The organism is Megasphaera lornae, from assembly GCF_000214495.1.
Taxonomy (GTDB): Bacteria; Bacillota; Negativicutes; order Veillonellales; family Megasphaeraceae; genus Megasphaera; species Megasphaera lornae.
Genome location: NZ_AFIJ01000008.1, coordinates 86,439 through 101,178, shown reverse-complemented (window position 1 = coordinate 101,178; position 14,740 = coordinate 86,439). Strand labels below are relative to the sequence as shown.

Annotated in this window: 10 protein-coding genes; all 10 read right to left on the bottom strand. The window is 37.5% G+C overall.

Going from position 1 to position 14,740, the window contains the following annotated elements; all coding sequences use genetic code 11:
* Positions 1 to 57 precede the first annotated feature (57 nt).
* On the bottom strand, positions 58 to 4,419 hold the full coding sequence (locus HMPREF1039_RS01845) for a hypothetical protein (RefSeq protein ID WP_206535947.1): 4,362 nt from the start codon (positions 4,417 to 4,419) through the stop codon (positions 58 to 60).
* On the bottom strand, positions 4,358 to 5,959 hold the full coding sequence (locus HMPREF1039_RS08235; RefSeq protein WP_206535946.1) for a hypothetical protein: 1,602 nt from the start codon (positions 5,957 to 5,959) through the stop codon (positions 4,358 to 4,360). Before HMPREF1039_RS08235 ends, HMPREF1039_RS01845 begins: the two co-directional genes overlap by 62 nt.
* 407 nt (positions 5,960 to 6,366) lie before the next feature.
* Positions 6,367 to 7,698 carry an RNA-binding domain-containing protein gene (locus HMPREF1039_RS01840; protein WP_007390632.1) on the bottom strand — a complete coding sequence of 444 codons (1,332 nt, stop codon included), beginning with the start codon at positions 7,696 to 7,698 and terminating at the stop codon, positions 6,367 to 6,369.
* A gap of 284 nt (positions 7,699 to 7,982) precedes the next feature.
* Positions 7,983 to 9,518: a glutamine-hydrolyzing GMP synthase gene (gene guaA / locus HMPREF1039_RS01835; protein WP_007390723.1), complete on the bottom strand. Its 1,536-nt coding sequence runs from the start codon at positions 9,516 to 9,518 to the stop codon at positions 7,983 to 7,985.
* A gap of 210 nt (positions 9,519 to 9,728) precedes the next feature.
* The gene (gene rpsI / locus HMPREF1039_RS01830; protein WP_007390646.1) at positions 9,729 to 10,124 is read right to left on the bottom strand and encodes a 30S ribosomal protein S9; all 396 of its coding nucleotides are present in this window, start codon (positions 10,122 to 10,124) and stop codon (positions 9,729 to 9,731) included.
* 18 nt (positions 10,125 to 10,142) lie between these two features.
* Positions 10,143 to 10,583, bottom strand: a complete 441-nt coding sequence (gene rplM, locus HMPREF1039_RS01825; RefSeq protein ID WP_007390603.1) for a 50S ribosomal protein L13 — start codon at positions 10,581 to 10,583, stop codon at positions 10,143 to 10,145.
* A 139-nt stretch (positions 10,584 to 10,722) separates the two neighbouring features.
* On the bottom strand, positions 10,723 to 11,385 hold the full coding sequence (locus tag HMPREF1039_RS01820; RefSeq protein WP_176603334.1) for a redox-sensing transcriptional repressor Rex: 663 nt from the start codon (positions 11,383 to 11,385) through the stop codon (positions 10,723 to 10,725).
* Positions 11,386 to 11,467: 82 nt separating this feature from the next.
* On the bottom strand, positions 11,468 to 12,733 hold the full coding sequence (locus HMPREF1039_RS01815) for an O-antigen ligase family protein (RefSeq protein ID WP_007390673.1): 1,266 nt from the start codon (positions 12,731 to 12,733) through the stop codon (positions 11,468 to 11,470).
* A 140-nt stretch (positions 12,734 to 12,873) separates the two neighbouring features.
* Positions 12,874 to 13,236, bottom strand: coding sequence for a hypothetical protein (locus tag HMPREF1039_RS01810; RefSeq protein WP_007390721.1), 363 nt, complete (start codon positions 13,234 to 13,236; stop codon positions 12,874 to 12,876).
* A gap of 196 nt (positions 13,237 to 13,432) precedes the next feature.
* Positions 13,433 to 14,737 (bottom strand): bifunctional folylpolyglutamate synthase/dihydrofolate synthase, encoded by a 1,305-nt coding sequence (locus HMPREF1039_RS01805; RefSeq protein ID WP_007390590.1) that lies wholly within the window; start codon positions 14,735 to 14,737, stop codon positions 13,433 to 13,435.
* Positions 14,738 to 14,740: the final 3 nt, after the last annotated feature.

The following is a 14,740-nucleotide window of genomic DNA, read 5'->3' as shown; positions in this document are numbered from 1 at the left end:
TTTTACATTTTCTTTAGAGCATATAATTAAACTAATTTATAAAATATTGTTTATCATTCATAATTCTTCTAAGCTAGTCACCAAAGAGTCAATTATTGTTCTTACCTGAAATGGACATTTAGATTCTTCAAGAGCTTCATTCAATTTTTTTCTTTTTACTATCCACCTCTGTAAATAAGGTTGATTTGAAGAGTATCTATTAGTTATATCTGTTTTAAATCCATAAAAACACTCTAGTTTTCCTACTATTTCATCATTTAAATTAACTATTTCTAAGCCTTGTAACCCAAATCTTGTTTTCCACCCTAATGCCGAAAGCATGAATTTACTAAATCCACACATAATGTTACTTTGCTTAAAACTCTCAATTCCATTCTGATGCATTGTTACATTTGGGTTTTGATATTCAATATAGTCTCTTCTCTTCTTTAAGAATAAACGCGCATTTCTTTCAACTTCTTGACTCGCCTGTTGCTCATTTATTTCTTGCACATCTAAATATCCTAAAATATAACCAAAAATTTGCTTTTTATATGTATAGTCCTCAATAGCACCTGCTAATACAATATAATCAGAATTTATTCCCGTATTAAATACTTGTTCTATTCTAGAATTTCTTTCTGTTTTTGATAAAGAAATTATATTATCAGGATTGTCAAATAACTTACACTCATTCCATTTCCATCTATAAGGTGAAAGTAACAAAGTAAATGGTTCCGACGCAGAAAGTAAAATTCTAGCCAATTCAGCATCCATACCATTCCACCTTCCGTAGTACCAATCCTTATATAATACACGAAAAAAAGCTAAATTCACTTTATCACATACAACTCTACATCCTCCAGTTTTTCTTCTAAAAAGTGGCAACAAACTCTGAACTTCTACATTATCAAAATAATCAGCCGTACGTCTTTCTAAATCCGTAAAATCAATTAATAAACGCTCTTCCATTAACGATATTTGCTCCAACACACAATCGCTTCCATTAATCCAATGACTATTTCTAGGCGTTCTTATTAATAGTTTTTTTCCATTATTTGGGATATATGAAAAGTAGTCTTTTTTTTCTACACAATATTCTTTTGAATAGTTAGGATTAATATTCTCACAGAGTAGCTTTGAGTATAGTGCTACATTAAAATCATCATCTTTCGAGTGAATAACTAAATATCCATAAATCTTTTCTCTATGTTCTGGGCACAATTCATATACGAATTCATACACCATAATGAACCATTCTTTCGCTTGATAATGTAATCTATGCCAATATTCTTCTATTTTATGAATATAACTAATATTAACTCTCAAAAATGCTGTTATTCCTCCAATTGCAACTCTCGCAGCATCGGCATCATCAGATGTAATCAATAACATAAGAATCTTAAACAAATTAGTAAGCATATCTTCTTTTTCAAAATTTGTATATCTAGAATAATCATATCCCTCTTCTAATTCGGGTCCTTCTATATGATTTGATGCTGTAATCCAACAATTGAATGTAGAAATTAGCGCTTCTAAAGATTCAACAATATAATATTCTTCCTTATGTTTAAGCCTCCAACCAATAATATATGGTAGATCTAAATATGGATAGAATCTATTATTATCAATAGCCTTTCTAATGTATTGTCTTAAGAATTCATCTATATCATTATCTTTTGCAATACCAAATATAAATTCTAAGACACTATTTTGATTAATGCCATAATTGTCTTTGCTTAGCTCAACAGCAAGCACTCGATTAATTTGAGTTTCAGTTAACTTATTATCAGTATAAAGAAACTTTATCGCCTTAATAACATCAGAATATTCTGGTAAATCTTCATCACTTTTTGTAATATATGATGTCAATATCTCTTCTGCATTTTCAAATTCTTTAACACTATTTTCATTATCACACCATCTATCTGGTATAATATGTTTTACTGGATCTGAAAACAAATCAATATATGCAGGTCCAAGTTTTGACAAATCCTTTTTGATATCAATGATTCCATTTTTTGTCGAACATATTTCAATTGAACTTTGCAATGAAGAAATAGAATCATGATCAACTTCATTTCGCCAATCTAATAATCCTATTCCTACGGACCAAATTATTAGAAGTTGTTCCTTATCAATTTTTCTATCTTTAAGGTATCCAATCAACATATCAATTAGATATGATGGATTCGAAATACATTGAGAAAATAGTCTTCTATTTTTCAAAATGCTTTGAATACGAAAAGTCCCTTCGCTACCCAAATCAGAATAGATTTTAGTATTTAACGTATATTCTATCCTATTATCCCCAAGAACCTCAATTTTATCAGAAATATTTTTAACAATTTCAGCATAATTACAAATATATTCAGGAAATCTATCAACAATATTTGTATACCAGTTCAGCAAATAATCCACACAGTATTCCTTATGTGATGCAAATCCGATAACAGACCATCTAACTTTATCCACAGCACCTCTAAGATTAAGATCATTGTATTTATCATATTTTTCTTTCGATTCTAAAAATTTTTTAACTATTCTGTTCCTATCACCAATAGATTCTGACCAAACTCTTCCATTATCAGCTAGCCATTCATCAATCCATAGTTGCATTCTTTTGAGATTATTTCTGTAATATAGCATGCCAGGAGCAAATAATTGATTAACAGGATTATCCTCGAAGACTCTTTCTAAAGAATTTTTTAACATATTTTGGAATTGAATGCTCTCGTCTTCTAAAAGAATTATATATGCATTCAGAAGATATGCTCGAAGAAAGGGTGTTTCAAAATCAAGTTCATTAATACTCCAATTTTTACAATATAAATTACTTATGATAAGTTTAAGATCATTAACTGGTTCATTTAACTGTCTTTTATTATTTTTATCTTTAAGCCATTTTCCCAAATACGCAGCAGCATTAAAATATAACAAAAAATAATCTGGTTTCATGTGATTATGAGCTTCAATATATTTATTAGTTATTTCTTGAGCAATAGTTGAGCGAGTTTTATTTTGTAAATATGATGCTACAATAGCATAAATAGTGTAATAGGTCATTAAGTTTTCAATATTATCATCCGGCATCTCTACTGATTCAATTTCATCCCAAACAACACCATCTTTATTATCGTTCCAATCAACATCTCCTGTCACAATTTTTAAAAAATAGAATATCATCATACTCATGGAGTTAGAGATTTTTCGTTTTTGAATCGACTTTTTTAAAATTTTCAGATCCTCATAACGATTTTGCTCAATTAGTTTTTTTATTCCAACTACAAGAGGATCTATTAAAATCAAATCAAGAGAACCGAATGCCTTTTCTAACTTTTCTGCGTGAAGATTTTCAATAATTTCACCTATAACATGTTCAACGGTATTTATTAAAAAATTGTCAGCTTCAAGTTCAGAAATACCATCTAGAATTTCAAAATGTTCTGTATTAACACAAGCTTTACTTAGTAATTCAGATATATTTCTACCATCACTCCCTCGAAGATTTTTATTTCCATCATTTATTATTTTTTGAATTTCCGAAAACTTAACATGATTAAACCAATTCAAAAATAGAGTTATTCCACGATATTCTTCGCCGTTTTCATATAAATCATTAATCAATTGAAGTACATCTAATATAATTTTTGATGTCCATTTATCTACCGATGTAATATAACATTCATATTTATGAACGTTCATAATCCTTATGCTTTTACGAAAAGAGACATCTTCTATCTCGTACAAACTTTTTCGAATTTGTTCAATAGTCAAATACCCAAGTGTCACACTCCTTAATTTATTCCAATCTATAGAATCTTCGTTGATTACATAACGCATTAATTCATCCGTAATATGATTCAATTCTGTCAGATCAATTCCATTAACATATGCACTCATTACATATTCAGGATTATAAATAATTGAAAATTCCTCTGTTCTACCTGACGCTATTAAAAATCTAATAACATCTCTGTAAAACCCAATAGTTTTTTCTTCTTGAGAAAGATAATAATCTACAAGCTTCGAATAAACCTCTCTAACATGATCTTTATCTATACCAATAATTCCTGATAAATAAATGCGGATATCATTATGAAGAATAGTATATGTATTATTTTTTTCTATCAAAAGCGGACTCAATGCTTTGAGAATATTATTCCATGAAGAATTGCTAATTCCTTCATCTTTAAAAATCGAACTAAGTTTTTTTGCGCTAATAGGTTCATTAAAGAAAGCAAATACCCCAGCCATTTTATAATCAACAAAAGGTATCTGCATTTCCTTTTTTGTATCTTCCCATATTGTTCTATAATATTCTTGAATATTTCCACTTAATTTTCTATACTTAAGTCTTTCTTCCAGTATCAACGGATCAGAGCAGTTCATCGCCTCGTGCACAGCAAAAAATAGCAGCCAACGTATTACCACCTGCATACTTAGAAATTATATTAGATACGTTTTTTTTATTGTTTGAATTATAATGGTTACATCTTTCATTAACAAGCTTTTCAATATCACTTGGTTGAATATTTGGGACTACATATTCTTTAACATTTTGAGAATTTTGGTATAACCAATACGGATAATTTCTATAGTCTTCCTTTGGCTGACCTGCAATAATAATCTTTACGTTATCTGGAATATATTCTGGATTAGGTAATGTTGGTAAAAATGTTTCATCTATTACACCAGATCTAGCAGCATGGTCTAATCCATCTATAGCAAGTACGAATATCCTATTTCTATCCTTTGCAAATTCAGAGGCAATTCTGAAAAACTCGTTTTTCTTTTCTTCCAATTTTAAAAAACTATTTGAAACAGGTACTTTATATTTATATAAATTACCCGCTAACAATTTTCTTAATTGATTTAATAATGTATCCCAAAATACCCCTTTTTTTACTCTTTCAGAAACGTCAGATGGTAAATATTCTTTATTGGGATCAATCGGCTCATATGCATAATAACGAATGTCAACTAAACTATCTTTTTTACAGGAAAGTTTACTAATAATATTGGTTTTTCCTGTTCCTGGTACTCCCGATAAATAAAGAACTTTTTCATATCCATCTATAATATCTATTTCAATATTATATATAAATTCATTTCTGCTATCAAAAAAAGGACTAACTGGTATTAGATCATGATTATAAATTATAACTTCTTCTTCTATAGATAACGCTGAGTATAATTTCTCTATAGTTATTTTTGAGCTGTTTCGCTTGGATGTAGTCCAATCTCTCAAAGCATGGTCAAGCTTTCCAAGCAAAATATCTGACACTTCCTCAGAAACTGAAAGATATCTCTGCAATTTACTTTTTATTGAATTTCCTAAATCCCCCAAACTTTCCTGATCTGTTTTCACATGTAGATTTTTCAAAAAAGTAAGCTTATCTTCATCCTTTTCAATATATTCAAGTTCACTACACCATTCTTTCCAAGCTTCCTTATTATCAGAAAAAACTATATCTGAAAAGCTCTCAGCTTTACTTACTTTGTCTTGTAATTCTTCCAAAAAAATATTCAATGGTGGCCTATTAATTTTTCCTTTTTCAGCCAATGAAGCTCTACTTCCTACTTTTTTATTTGTAAAAATATATACTTCCGAATCTGTATGTAAGCCTTTTTCCAAATTCCATGACCTTGCTAATTCTCCTAATAATGAGCATTTAGAATTAATATCCTTTTTAAGTTTCCCAGTAGAAACAATATCCCCAAAAGTTATCGTATCATCAACTCTTGTATGCTTTACTTGGATAAATTTAGTTTTGCCATTATCGTATGTAATCACTACATCATCTAAACCCAATTGAACATCTGCCTGAAGCTCAACATATTGAATATGGCTATCTGGATTGAGCATTTCTACGATATATTTCTGACCCACAGACCATTCATACCAATAAGGATCCGCCATACCTGGTTTTGTTTTCGCTGAATATCCCATAATTTTAGCAACCTCTTTATTATACATTTAATATATTTATCTTATAACTGCCACAATTTTTCTTTATTAAATATCATTCTAGTAATCAATTTATAGAAAATGTTTCTCTTTAGAATAATTTAATAAATTTAATTCTTTATTTCCTTATTTTTAATTAATCTTAATTATTACTTTTTTCTAATAATAAAAATTATACATCTTTAGAAAAATCTCTTAAATTATGAATTTGTCTATATTTTATATTTAATTAAAAGTAATATATACATAATGAAATTCTTAACTTATATTAGGAATTTTATTTTTAATTAAATAATAATTCAAAAATCTCTATAATCAAATAAATATAGAGCTTGGCAATATTATCTCCAAAGTAAAATATCTAATATACTAAAACAAATCATTATTATAAACTTTAATTTAGAAATATATTCTATTTACCTGACTACAATCCAATTACCATCACGCTTTGATCCGATTCTTTCTATAATTTTCTTTTCTTGTAAAGATCTGAATGTCCTTTCAATAGTCCTCTTTGTCACACCAATTTTTTCTGAAAGTTCGATTGATGTTAAATTTGGATTTTCTATCAAAAGTTCAATCACTTTCTTCTCAGTCTTATTCAAACCGACATTCAAACCGACATTCAAACCGACATTTTTATTGTCTATTTGTTCAATTACTTCCTGTTCAAAAGGAATAGTACATCTAATATAGTTGCTTTCAATTTCAAAAACATCTTTTCCATATTTTTCTACAATGGTTGGAATTCCATGTCCAGTGTGTTCAGTTAATCCCATATTTAAAAATATCCTCATCAAAGTTGCATTTCTTGGCCTACTTATTCCATCAAAAAATTGCTCTTTTGTCATTCCGCCAGGAAGTCCACCATGTGATAATATATCAAGTCTGTCATGAAACATTGAAATCTGTGGTTCAGTGATTGTCCAATCGTTATGAACCAAAGCATTTAAAATTGCCTCGTTAACACAATCAAAATCAAATAAGTATGTATCTTTTCTTGGTCTAACTGTCGTATCAGAAATACATATATTTTCAGCCTGCAATCTGTTTTTTGTTTTCCCATAAGTCGTTAATATACATCCATAACCATAATCGCTTCTTTGAGATATAGAAGCTTTATTTTCCCCTTGAAATTTCACAAAAATAAATGGAATATTATTTTTATCGGATAATAGTTCTGCTAATAAATTATATTCTCCGGCTTCATTTCTTAAATTCAAATTCGTTTCAAAAGATTTATCGTCCAAATGATAATTTTTTTCTGAATAATATATCTTAAGTTCCCTAAACGATAAATCTGATGAGTTTGATTTTTTCTTAAGCATATATTCATTATCTATAAATTTTTTCTCATATCGAATTTTTATCTGTTCCGGTGTCATTTCTTTGCAGGTTGTACCGATTCGTATTGTGCATCCAGTAGAAGAAAACCCAAATTTCTTTTGACAATAAATATGATGACGTCCTTTATTTATATGAGTTACTATAAGGGTTTTTCCATCATCAAATTTGAGTTCTGAGCTAATTTCATCTTGTGGGTTCGGTTCTATTTTAGTTGTTATAATATCGGATATTTTTCTAAGAACCTCATCAACTTTGTCTACACCAACTACTGTACCATTATCTTTTACTCCAATAATAATTGATCCCCCCGCACCATTAAGGAAAGATACTATTTCCTTTGTAATTGTATCCGTATATTTTTCTTTAAGTTCTAATGTTTCTGATTCAATATATGGGTTCATTGCAGACCTCCTCTAATACAATTATTATATCATATTTGCGACAATATTTGAATTCAAACCGACATTTTATTGTCGCATTATTTATTAATTTGCTAAATTATGTACAATATCACACCCAAAAAGACCGTAGTTTGAAACTACGGTCTAATTTTTTGTCCTCATGTAAACCACTTGGAACTATTATTCAATTTATTCTTTTTTACTTCCAGTACCATTTGAGTACCAGTAGCCATTTTTCATTCTCTTTATAGCTTGTAATTAAGCCATTTTAGAAAATTTTGCTACTATTCCCATTCGATCGTAGCCGGCGGTTTACCGGTAATATCATATACAATACGGTTGATATGCGGAACTTCGTTGACAATACGACCGGATACGGTTTCCAGGACGTCATACGGAATGCGCGCCCAATCGGCCGTCATAAAATCCGTAGTGGTAACGCCGCGCAAGGCCAAGGTATAGTCATAGGTGCGAAAGTCGCCCATGACGCCCACTGTACGATTGGCGGTTAATACTGCAAAATATTGATTAATCGAACGAGCCAGACCGGCTTTTACGATTTCTTCTCTGAAAATGGCATCCGCTTCCCGTAAAATGTCCAGTTTTTCCGCCGTTATTTCGCCCATAACGCGAATGGCCAAACCGGGACCGGGGAAGGGTTGGCGCCACACCAAATAGTCGGGTAACCCCAATTCACTGCCCAGTTCCCGCACTTCATCTTTAAACAAATTACGCAAGGGCTCAATAAGTCCTTTAAAGTCTACGACGGCCGGTAAGCCGCCTACATTATGATGACTTTTGATAACGGCCGCATCCCCGGCTCCGGATTCAATGACATCGGGATATATGGTTCCTTGTGCTAAAAAATCGACGGCGCCGATTTTTCGGCCTTCTTCTTCAAAGACGCGAATAAATTCTTCCCCGATAATTTTACGTTTTGCTTCCGGGTCCCCTACATGTGCCAATTTTCCTAAAAACCGGGCGGCTGCATCTACGCGAATAAAATTCATGCCGGAAGATTGAAAGGCCCGCTCTACTTCATCGCCTTCGTTTTTCCGCATCAATCCGTGATCGACAAAAATACAGGTCAGTTGCTTGCCTACCGCTCGGGAAATAAGGGCGGCCGCAACCGAGCTGTCCACGCCGCCGGAAAGTGCCAACACTACTTTTCCGTCACCCACTGTACGGCGAATATCCGCTACTGCCGTTTTGGCATAATTGGCCATCGTCCAGGTACCGGTGCAATGACAAACGGCAAATAAAAAATTATGCAGCATTTCTTTGCCGTGTTCCGAATGGAGTACTTCCGGATGGAATTGCAGAGCATAGAGTTTTTTTTCTTTATTTTGCATCGCCGCCACCGGACAATTTGCGGAGGAGGCAATACTTTCAAAGCCCTCCGGCAAGGCGGCTACATAATCCCGGTGACTCATCCAGACGGTTTGCCGGGCGGCTAATCCCTGAAATAACGGCGAGTCGTTACGCACGGTAATCACGGTTTTGCCGAATTCACGGGCGGTTGCCTGCTGCACGGTGCCGTGCAACGTTTGTGCCATATATTGCATGCCGTAGCACAGTCCCAATACGGGAATGCCCGCTTGAAAAATTGCCGCTTCCATGCGCGGTGCGTTTTCATCATATACGCTGGCGGGCCCCCCGGTAAAGATAATCCCCTGCGGACGTTTCTTTTTAATTTCTTCCCACGCCTTCTGATAGGGATAAACTTCACAATATACGTGATTTTCTCGCACGCGACGCGCAATCAATTGATTGTATTGGCCCCCGAAATCAACCACAATAACAAGCTCTTTTTGTTCCATTATTTCCTCCTACTGTTTTTACGCAAGTAACGATGTAATCCATTGCAACTATATTCTCTAGTATTATATCATACACCTGCTGAATGTATAGTCATTTTCTGCGGATGAACGGGCCTGTCGTACCGAGTCCGGAAAGCCGCCGTCCCGATTTCCGCATAAAGAAAAAACCGATAACCTTCAAGGTCACCGGTTTTACTCGTATTCGAACGTTTAACGTTTGGAGAACTGGGATGCTTTACGCGCTTTTTTAAGACCGTATTTACGGCGTTCTTTTTCACGCGGATCACGTGTCAGCAAGCCCGCTTTTTTAAGGCTTTGACGATATTCGCTGTTCACTTCGAGAAGTGCGCGGCTAATGCCGTGACGAATGGCGCCGGCTTGTCCGGAGGGACCGCCGCCTTTAACGTCGGCAATCACATCATATTGATCGGCAATGCCCGTCAATACGAGAGGCTGACGAATAATTAATTCCAACGTTTTACGACCGAAATATTCGGTTAATTCTTTTTTATTTACAGTAATTTTTCCTTGCCCCGGAACCAGACGAACTCTGGCAACGGAGGTCTTTCTACGGCCTGTACCGTAGCAATACGTTGTTTCTGCCATGAAATCTTCCTCCCGGTATTAACGAATGTCTAATTTTAATTCAGTCGGCTGTTGTGCCTGATGCGGATGTTCGGCACCGGCATATACGTTTAATTTACGATACATTTGTTCTCCCAATTTGTTTTTGGGCAACATACCGCGAATCGCCATTTCCACTACACGTTCCGGCCGTTTTTCCAATAAATGGCCGGCTTGTGTAAATTTGGAACCGCCGGGATAACCGGAATGATGGAAATACGTTTTTTGAATTAATTTTTTACCGGTCAATTTAACCTTTGCTGCATTGATAACAATGACGAAATCACCTGTATCTACATGCGGGGTAAAAGTCGGTTTATGTTTTCCCCGAAGAATTTTAGCAACTTCGGCAGCAAGACGACCTAATGTAAGACCGTCAGCGTCAACAACAAACCATTTCCGTTCGATGTTGCCGGCATTGGCCATAAATGTAGTTTTCATGCTGTGTAATTCCTCCCTGATTGAATACGTAACCAAAGCTTTAGGTCTTTTTCTCCGGGGCTAAGTGGAGTCCAAGTAAAAAGCTTACTTATTTATTTTACAGATTCGCACCTGTGTTGTCAAGAAATTTCTTCTGTCATTATGTCCGGTCCGCATCGGTCATTGCCTTCCCGGAACAATTGGTTAAATAGTACGAAATCCGACTCAAACCGATAGACAAATCTTCTCGGAATACAAAAATATTATCCGGTACGGTTAAGCGCAAAGGTGCAAACGACAGAATCCCTTTGATGCCCGCCTTTACCATCTCATCCGCCACCTGCTGCGCTACCGCCGCAGGCGTGGTAATAATGCCGATTTGTATGCCTTCCCGGGCAATGACCGCCGCCATGTCCGCAATCGGCGTCACAATGACGCCGCCCACATTTTGTCCGATAATGCGATGATCCACATCAAATAACCCGGTAGTTCTGAATCCCAACCGCTCAAAGGTTTTGTAATTGGCCAAGGCCCATCCCAAGTGACCGATGCCGGCGATCCCTACTTTCCAATGTTGTTGTAAGCCGATAATTTCCACAATTTGTTGACACAGTTCATTGACATAATAACCGACGCCTTTTTTACCGAAGGCTCCGAAGCACGTTAAATCTTTCCGAATTTGTTCCGGCGTAATCCCTAATCGTTCCCCTAAGCGTTCGGAAGAAATAATGTCAATGCCGGCATCTTTTAAAAGTAATAAATCACGATAATATAACGGCAATCGTTCTATAACCGCATCGGATATAGCTTTTTTATGTTTCATCATACATTCCTCCCATATCCGGCCATGACTCGGCTGAATATTCTTGTCACGCACATATATAATTATTATATATGTACGTTCTTTATTTCGCAAACTTTTTCCGCATTTTTTCTTCATAACAACTTGCAAAAATTCCGCAAATAAGCCAAAATACCATGGAAATTTGCGTGCTGAACAAATCAAAGTCACTGCATCCGGTAACGAATGTGACCAGAATAACACTGCCCATAAGTTCCGGAATGTACGTTTCCGATTGCCAACTGCGAACAGTCCCCTGACCGCCTGCGTAGTATAGATGCCCCCAAAAGAACCAGAGAAAGAAAAAAATGCCGCCCATCCCGGTTTCCGCTAAAATGTTCAGGAACATATTATGAGCATGATAAATCGTCATGCCCGCATGACGAATCAGCCAATTATAGTGAGGATACACAAATTTAAATTCTCCCCATCCGATCCCCAATGCGGGGTGCGCGGCGGTCATTTGCAAGGCGCTTTTCCACATGGACCAACGCATAATAACGGAAGTATCTTGTGAATGGGTGGTAAATACCGATAACAACCGATAGGTCAGGCCGCCGTGATATACGGTCAACACGCCGGGAACGACAAGCAACAACAACCACCACCGTTTATCCCGCACGGCACCCAAATATACGGTCAAGGCCGCCAATGCCAGCCAGGCACCGCGGGAATACGTCAGTACTGTACAAACGGCCAATAACAGCGACACGCCGTATAACACGCGTCGGTATGCGGGACGTCTTCGGGACCCCGCCAAAAAGACGGACACACTCAACGTCATGAGTAAAAATTGCGCCAGTAAATTCGGGTTATACAGGGTCGCATACATGCGCCGATATAATAAAGGAAATGCCGCTTTATCCACCCATTGTGCCGATGCCGGGGTGAGCAAAAAAAAGAATTGGATCATCCCGTATATACCGACGACAGTCGCCGCCGCCACAACGGCGATTAAAAGACGCAATCGTTCGTTTTTACTGCCAATAAAAGATTGTATTAACCAATATAAAATAATGTATTGAAGAATGGTAAAACAATAAAACGCCAAGCCGAACGCCGAGTGTTCCGAACCGATCAGAGAAAGTAAGGCCGCCCCGGCAAAGCACGCGGCCGGCACTTGCAACGGCTGTGTGGGCCGCCGAAAACCGCCGTACTTTTTATAGTAATAAACGGCCGCTATAACCGCCAAGATAAAAAACAGTTCCATAACCGCCAACTGCAACGGCAAAAAAAACGCCGTACCCGTTAACGCGTACACCACCCGTAACCGGGCTTGTTCCTGCGGCGTTTCCCGCCGATAGCGATAATAATAGGTTGCTCCGTTCATAGGTATCTTCCTCCCTATGTCATTATACCCGACTTGCGCCTATCTTACTACTCCCGATCCGCCGGGCCGGCTGTATAAAAAAAGTATTTCCGCCGCAAAAAAAAGCATTGTTCGTGTAACACGTCGCAATGCTTTTTACCTTATATTTTTTTCTTGGTAATTTCTACTGTATAACCGTAGCGTTCCACAATCGCCGCCAATTCCGTATAGCGAATGGTGGCATTCCGCATTTTGGCATTAAACGCTTGTTGCGATACGCCTTCTTCACGGGCAATTTCCACTTCCGCCTTGTGAATATCCATCAGCCACTGTTTCCACATTTTGACAAATCGGGCTTTACCTTCCCGTTTTCTTGCCGCTTTTTCCGCCGGGCACTTGCGTGTCTCCCTGTGTACGCCGTATTTTTCTTTCTGACCGCCGGTTTCATCCATCGTCTTCTTGTCACCTGCAATTTTTATATCCTGTATTGTTTTTTCTTGTCCCCATGTCATAGATGTCAACACATATTCTCTCTCCCTGCCATACTCCCCGCCTCTGCGCCGCGTTTTTGTCACCGGCCCTGTCCGACTGCCGGTTACTATATAGTATGGTTATATTATACGCATCCGCCCGCTATTTGTAAACCTAATTTTTTTCTTTGTGTTTCCCTGCCGCCCATAAAAAATCACTTCCTGTTAAGACAGGAAGTGATTTTTCGATTTATATAGACAAGCCATATTTTTGCTGTATATATTTTCTGATATTATTCTGCATATATAAGGAACCGACCACACAAAGAACAGCATCTTCGGTCAACGCGTGAAATGCCTCTTCCCAAGCGCGTTCCAGGGTTTCACAAGCGGTTGCCGCACAAGGAAGCAGGGCCGCCAATTGCTGCGGATCCGCAGTCCGCGGCGTCGGTGCGGGCGCACAAAATACGATATCGTCCGCATGAAATAATTCTTGTACCATCTGCGGATACGCTTTATCCGCCAACACGGAAAATACAAAGACGCGCGGACGCTTGGAAAAAACGCGGTCATACGTTTGACAAAAAGCGTGAATGCCGGCAGGATTATGCGCACCGTCAATGACCACCGTACGACCCTGTACCTGCAATACTTGAAAGCGTCCCGGCCACCGTACCTGTTGAATCCCCTTTTCCAATGCCGTGCGGGTCAACGGTTTCTGCGTACGGGCCAATAGTAATAACGCCATCATAGCCGCCGCGCAATTTCTTTTCTGGTGTTCCCCCAACAGGGGCAACGTGGCGGAAACCGTAAATCCGTACGCTTCCCGCACTGTAACCGTCTGTCCCCGTAAGGGATCGGACAAGCTGTCCGCCGTAACAAAAAAGCTGTGATCCGACGCATATAAACGACTGTGTTTTTTATATGCCGTACGGGCAATCACCGCCAAGGCTTCCCCCGTTGCCGTAGTCACCGTCGGAACCCCTTCTTTTATAATGCCGGCTTTCTGCACCGCAATTTCCGCAATCGTAGCGCCGCAGTATTTCATATGATCCAAATCCACATTGGTAATCACCGCAACTTCCGGGATAATCACATTGGTAGAATCCAACAATCCCCCCAAGCCCACTTCAATCACCGCATAGGCGACCTTCCTTTCGGCAAAATACCAAAACGCGGCGGCCGTCAACATTTCAAACGCCGTAGGTCGTTCCCAGCCCTCCGCCTGCATGCTTTCCACCGCTTTGGCCACCGTCTGCACCGCCGTTGCAAACGCATCTTCGGAAATGTCCTTACCGTTTACATGGATTCGCTCCGTATACGATTCCAAGTGCGGGGACGTATACCGTCCCACCTCATATCCCGCCGTTTCCAAAACGGAGGCAATCATGGCCGTAACCGACCCTTTCCCGTTCGTTCCGGTTACATGTACGGTTTTATATTTTTTCTGGGGATCCTGAAGCCTTCGCAACAATTCCGTAATCCGCCGCAATCCCAATTGAATCCCGAAAGTGGAAGCGTTTTCTACATAAGAAACGGCTTCTTCATACGTCATACC

What these genes read in the sequence shown, in the direction of transcription:
- HMPREF1039_RS01845 (WP_206535947.1), bottom strand. Translation starts at nt 4,419, where the DNA reads ATGCAGGTGGTAATACGTTGGCTGCTATTTTTTGCTGTGCACGAGGCG.
- HMPREF1039_RS08235 (WP_206535946.1), bottom strand. Translation starts at nt 5,959, where the DNA reads ATGTATAATAAAGAGGTTGCTAAAATTATGGGATATTCAGCGAAAACA.
- HMPREF1039_RS01840 (WP_007390632.1), bottom strand. Translation starts at nt 7,698, where the DNA reads ATGAACCCATATATTGAATCAGAAACATTAGAACTTAAAGAAAAATAT.
- guaA (WP_007390723.1), bottom strand. Translation starts at nt 9,518, where the DNA reads ATGGAACAAAAAGAGCTTGTTATTGTGGTTGATTTCGGGGGCCAATAC.
- rpsI (WP_007390646.1), bottom strand. Translation starts at nt 10,124, where the DNA reads ATGGCAGAAACAACGTATTGCTACGGTACAGGCCGTAGAAAGACCTCC.
- rplM (WP_007390603.1), bottom strand. Translation starts at nt 10,583, where the DNA reads ATGAAAACTACATTTATGGCCAATGCCGGCAACATCGAACGGAAATGG.
- HMPREF1039_RS01820 (WP_176603334.1), bottom strand. Translation starts at nt 11,385, where the DNA reads ATGAAACATAAAAAAGCTATATCCGATGCGGTTATAGAACGATTGCCG.
- HMPREF1039_RS01815 (WP_007390673.1), bottom strand. Translation starts at nt 12,733, where the DNA reads ATGAACGGAGCAACCTATTATTATCGCTATCGGCGGGAAACGCCGCAG.
- HMPREF1039_RS01805 (WP_007390590.1), bottom strand. Translation starts at nt 14,737, where the DNA reads ATGACGTATGAAGAAGCCGTTTCTTATGTAGAAAACGCTTCCACTTTC.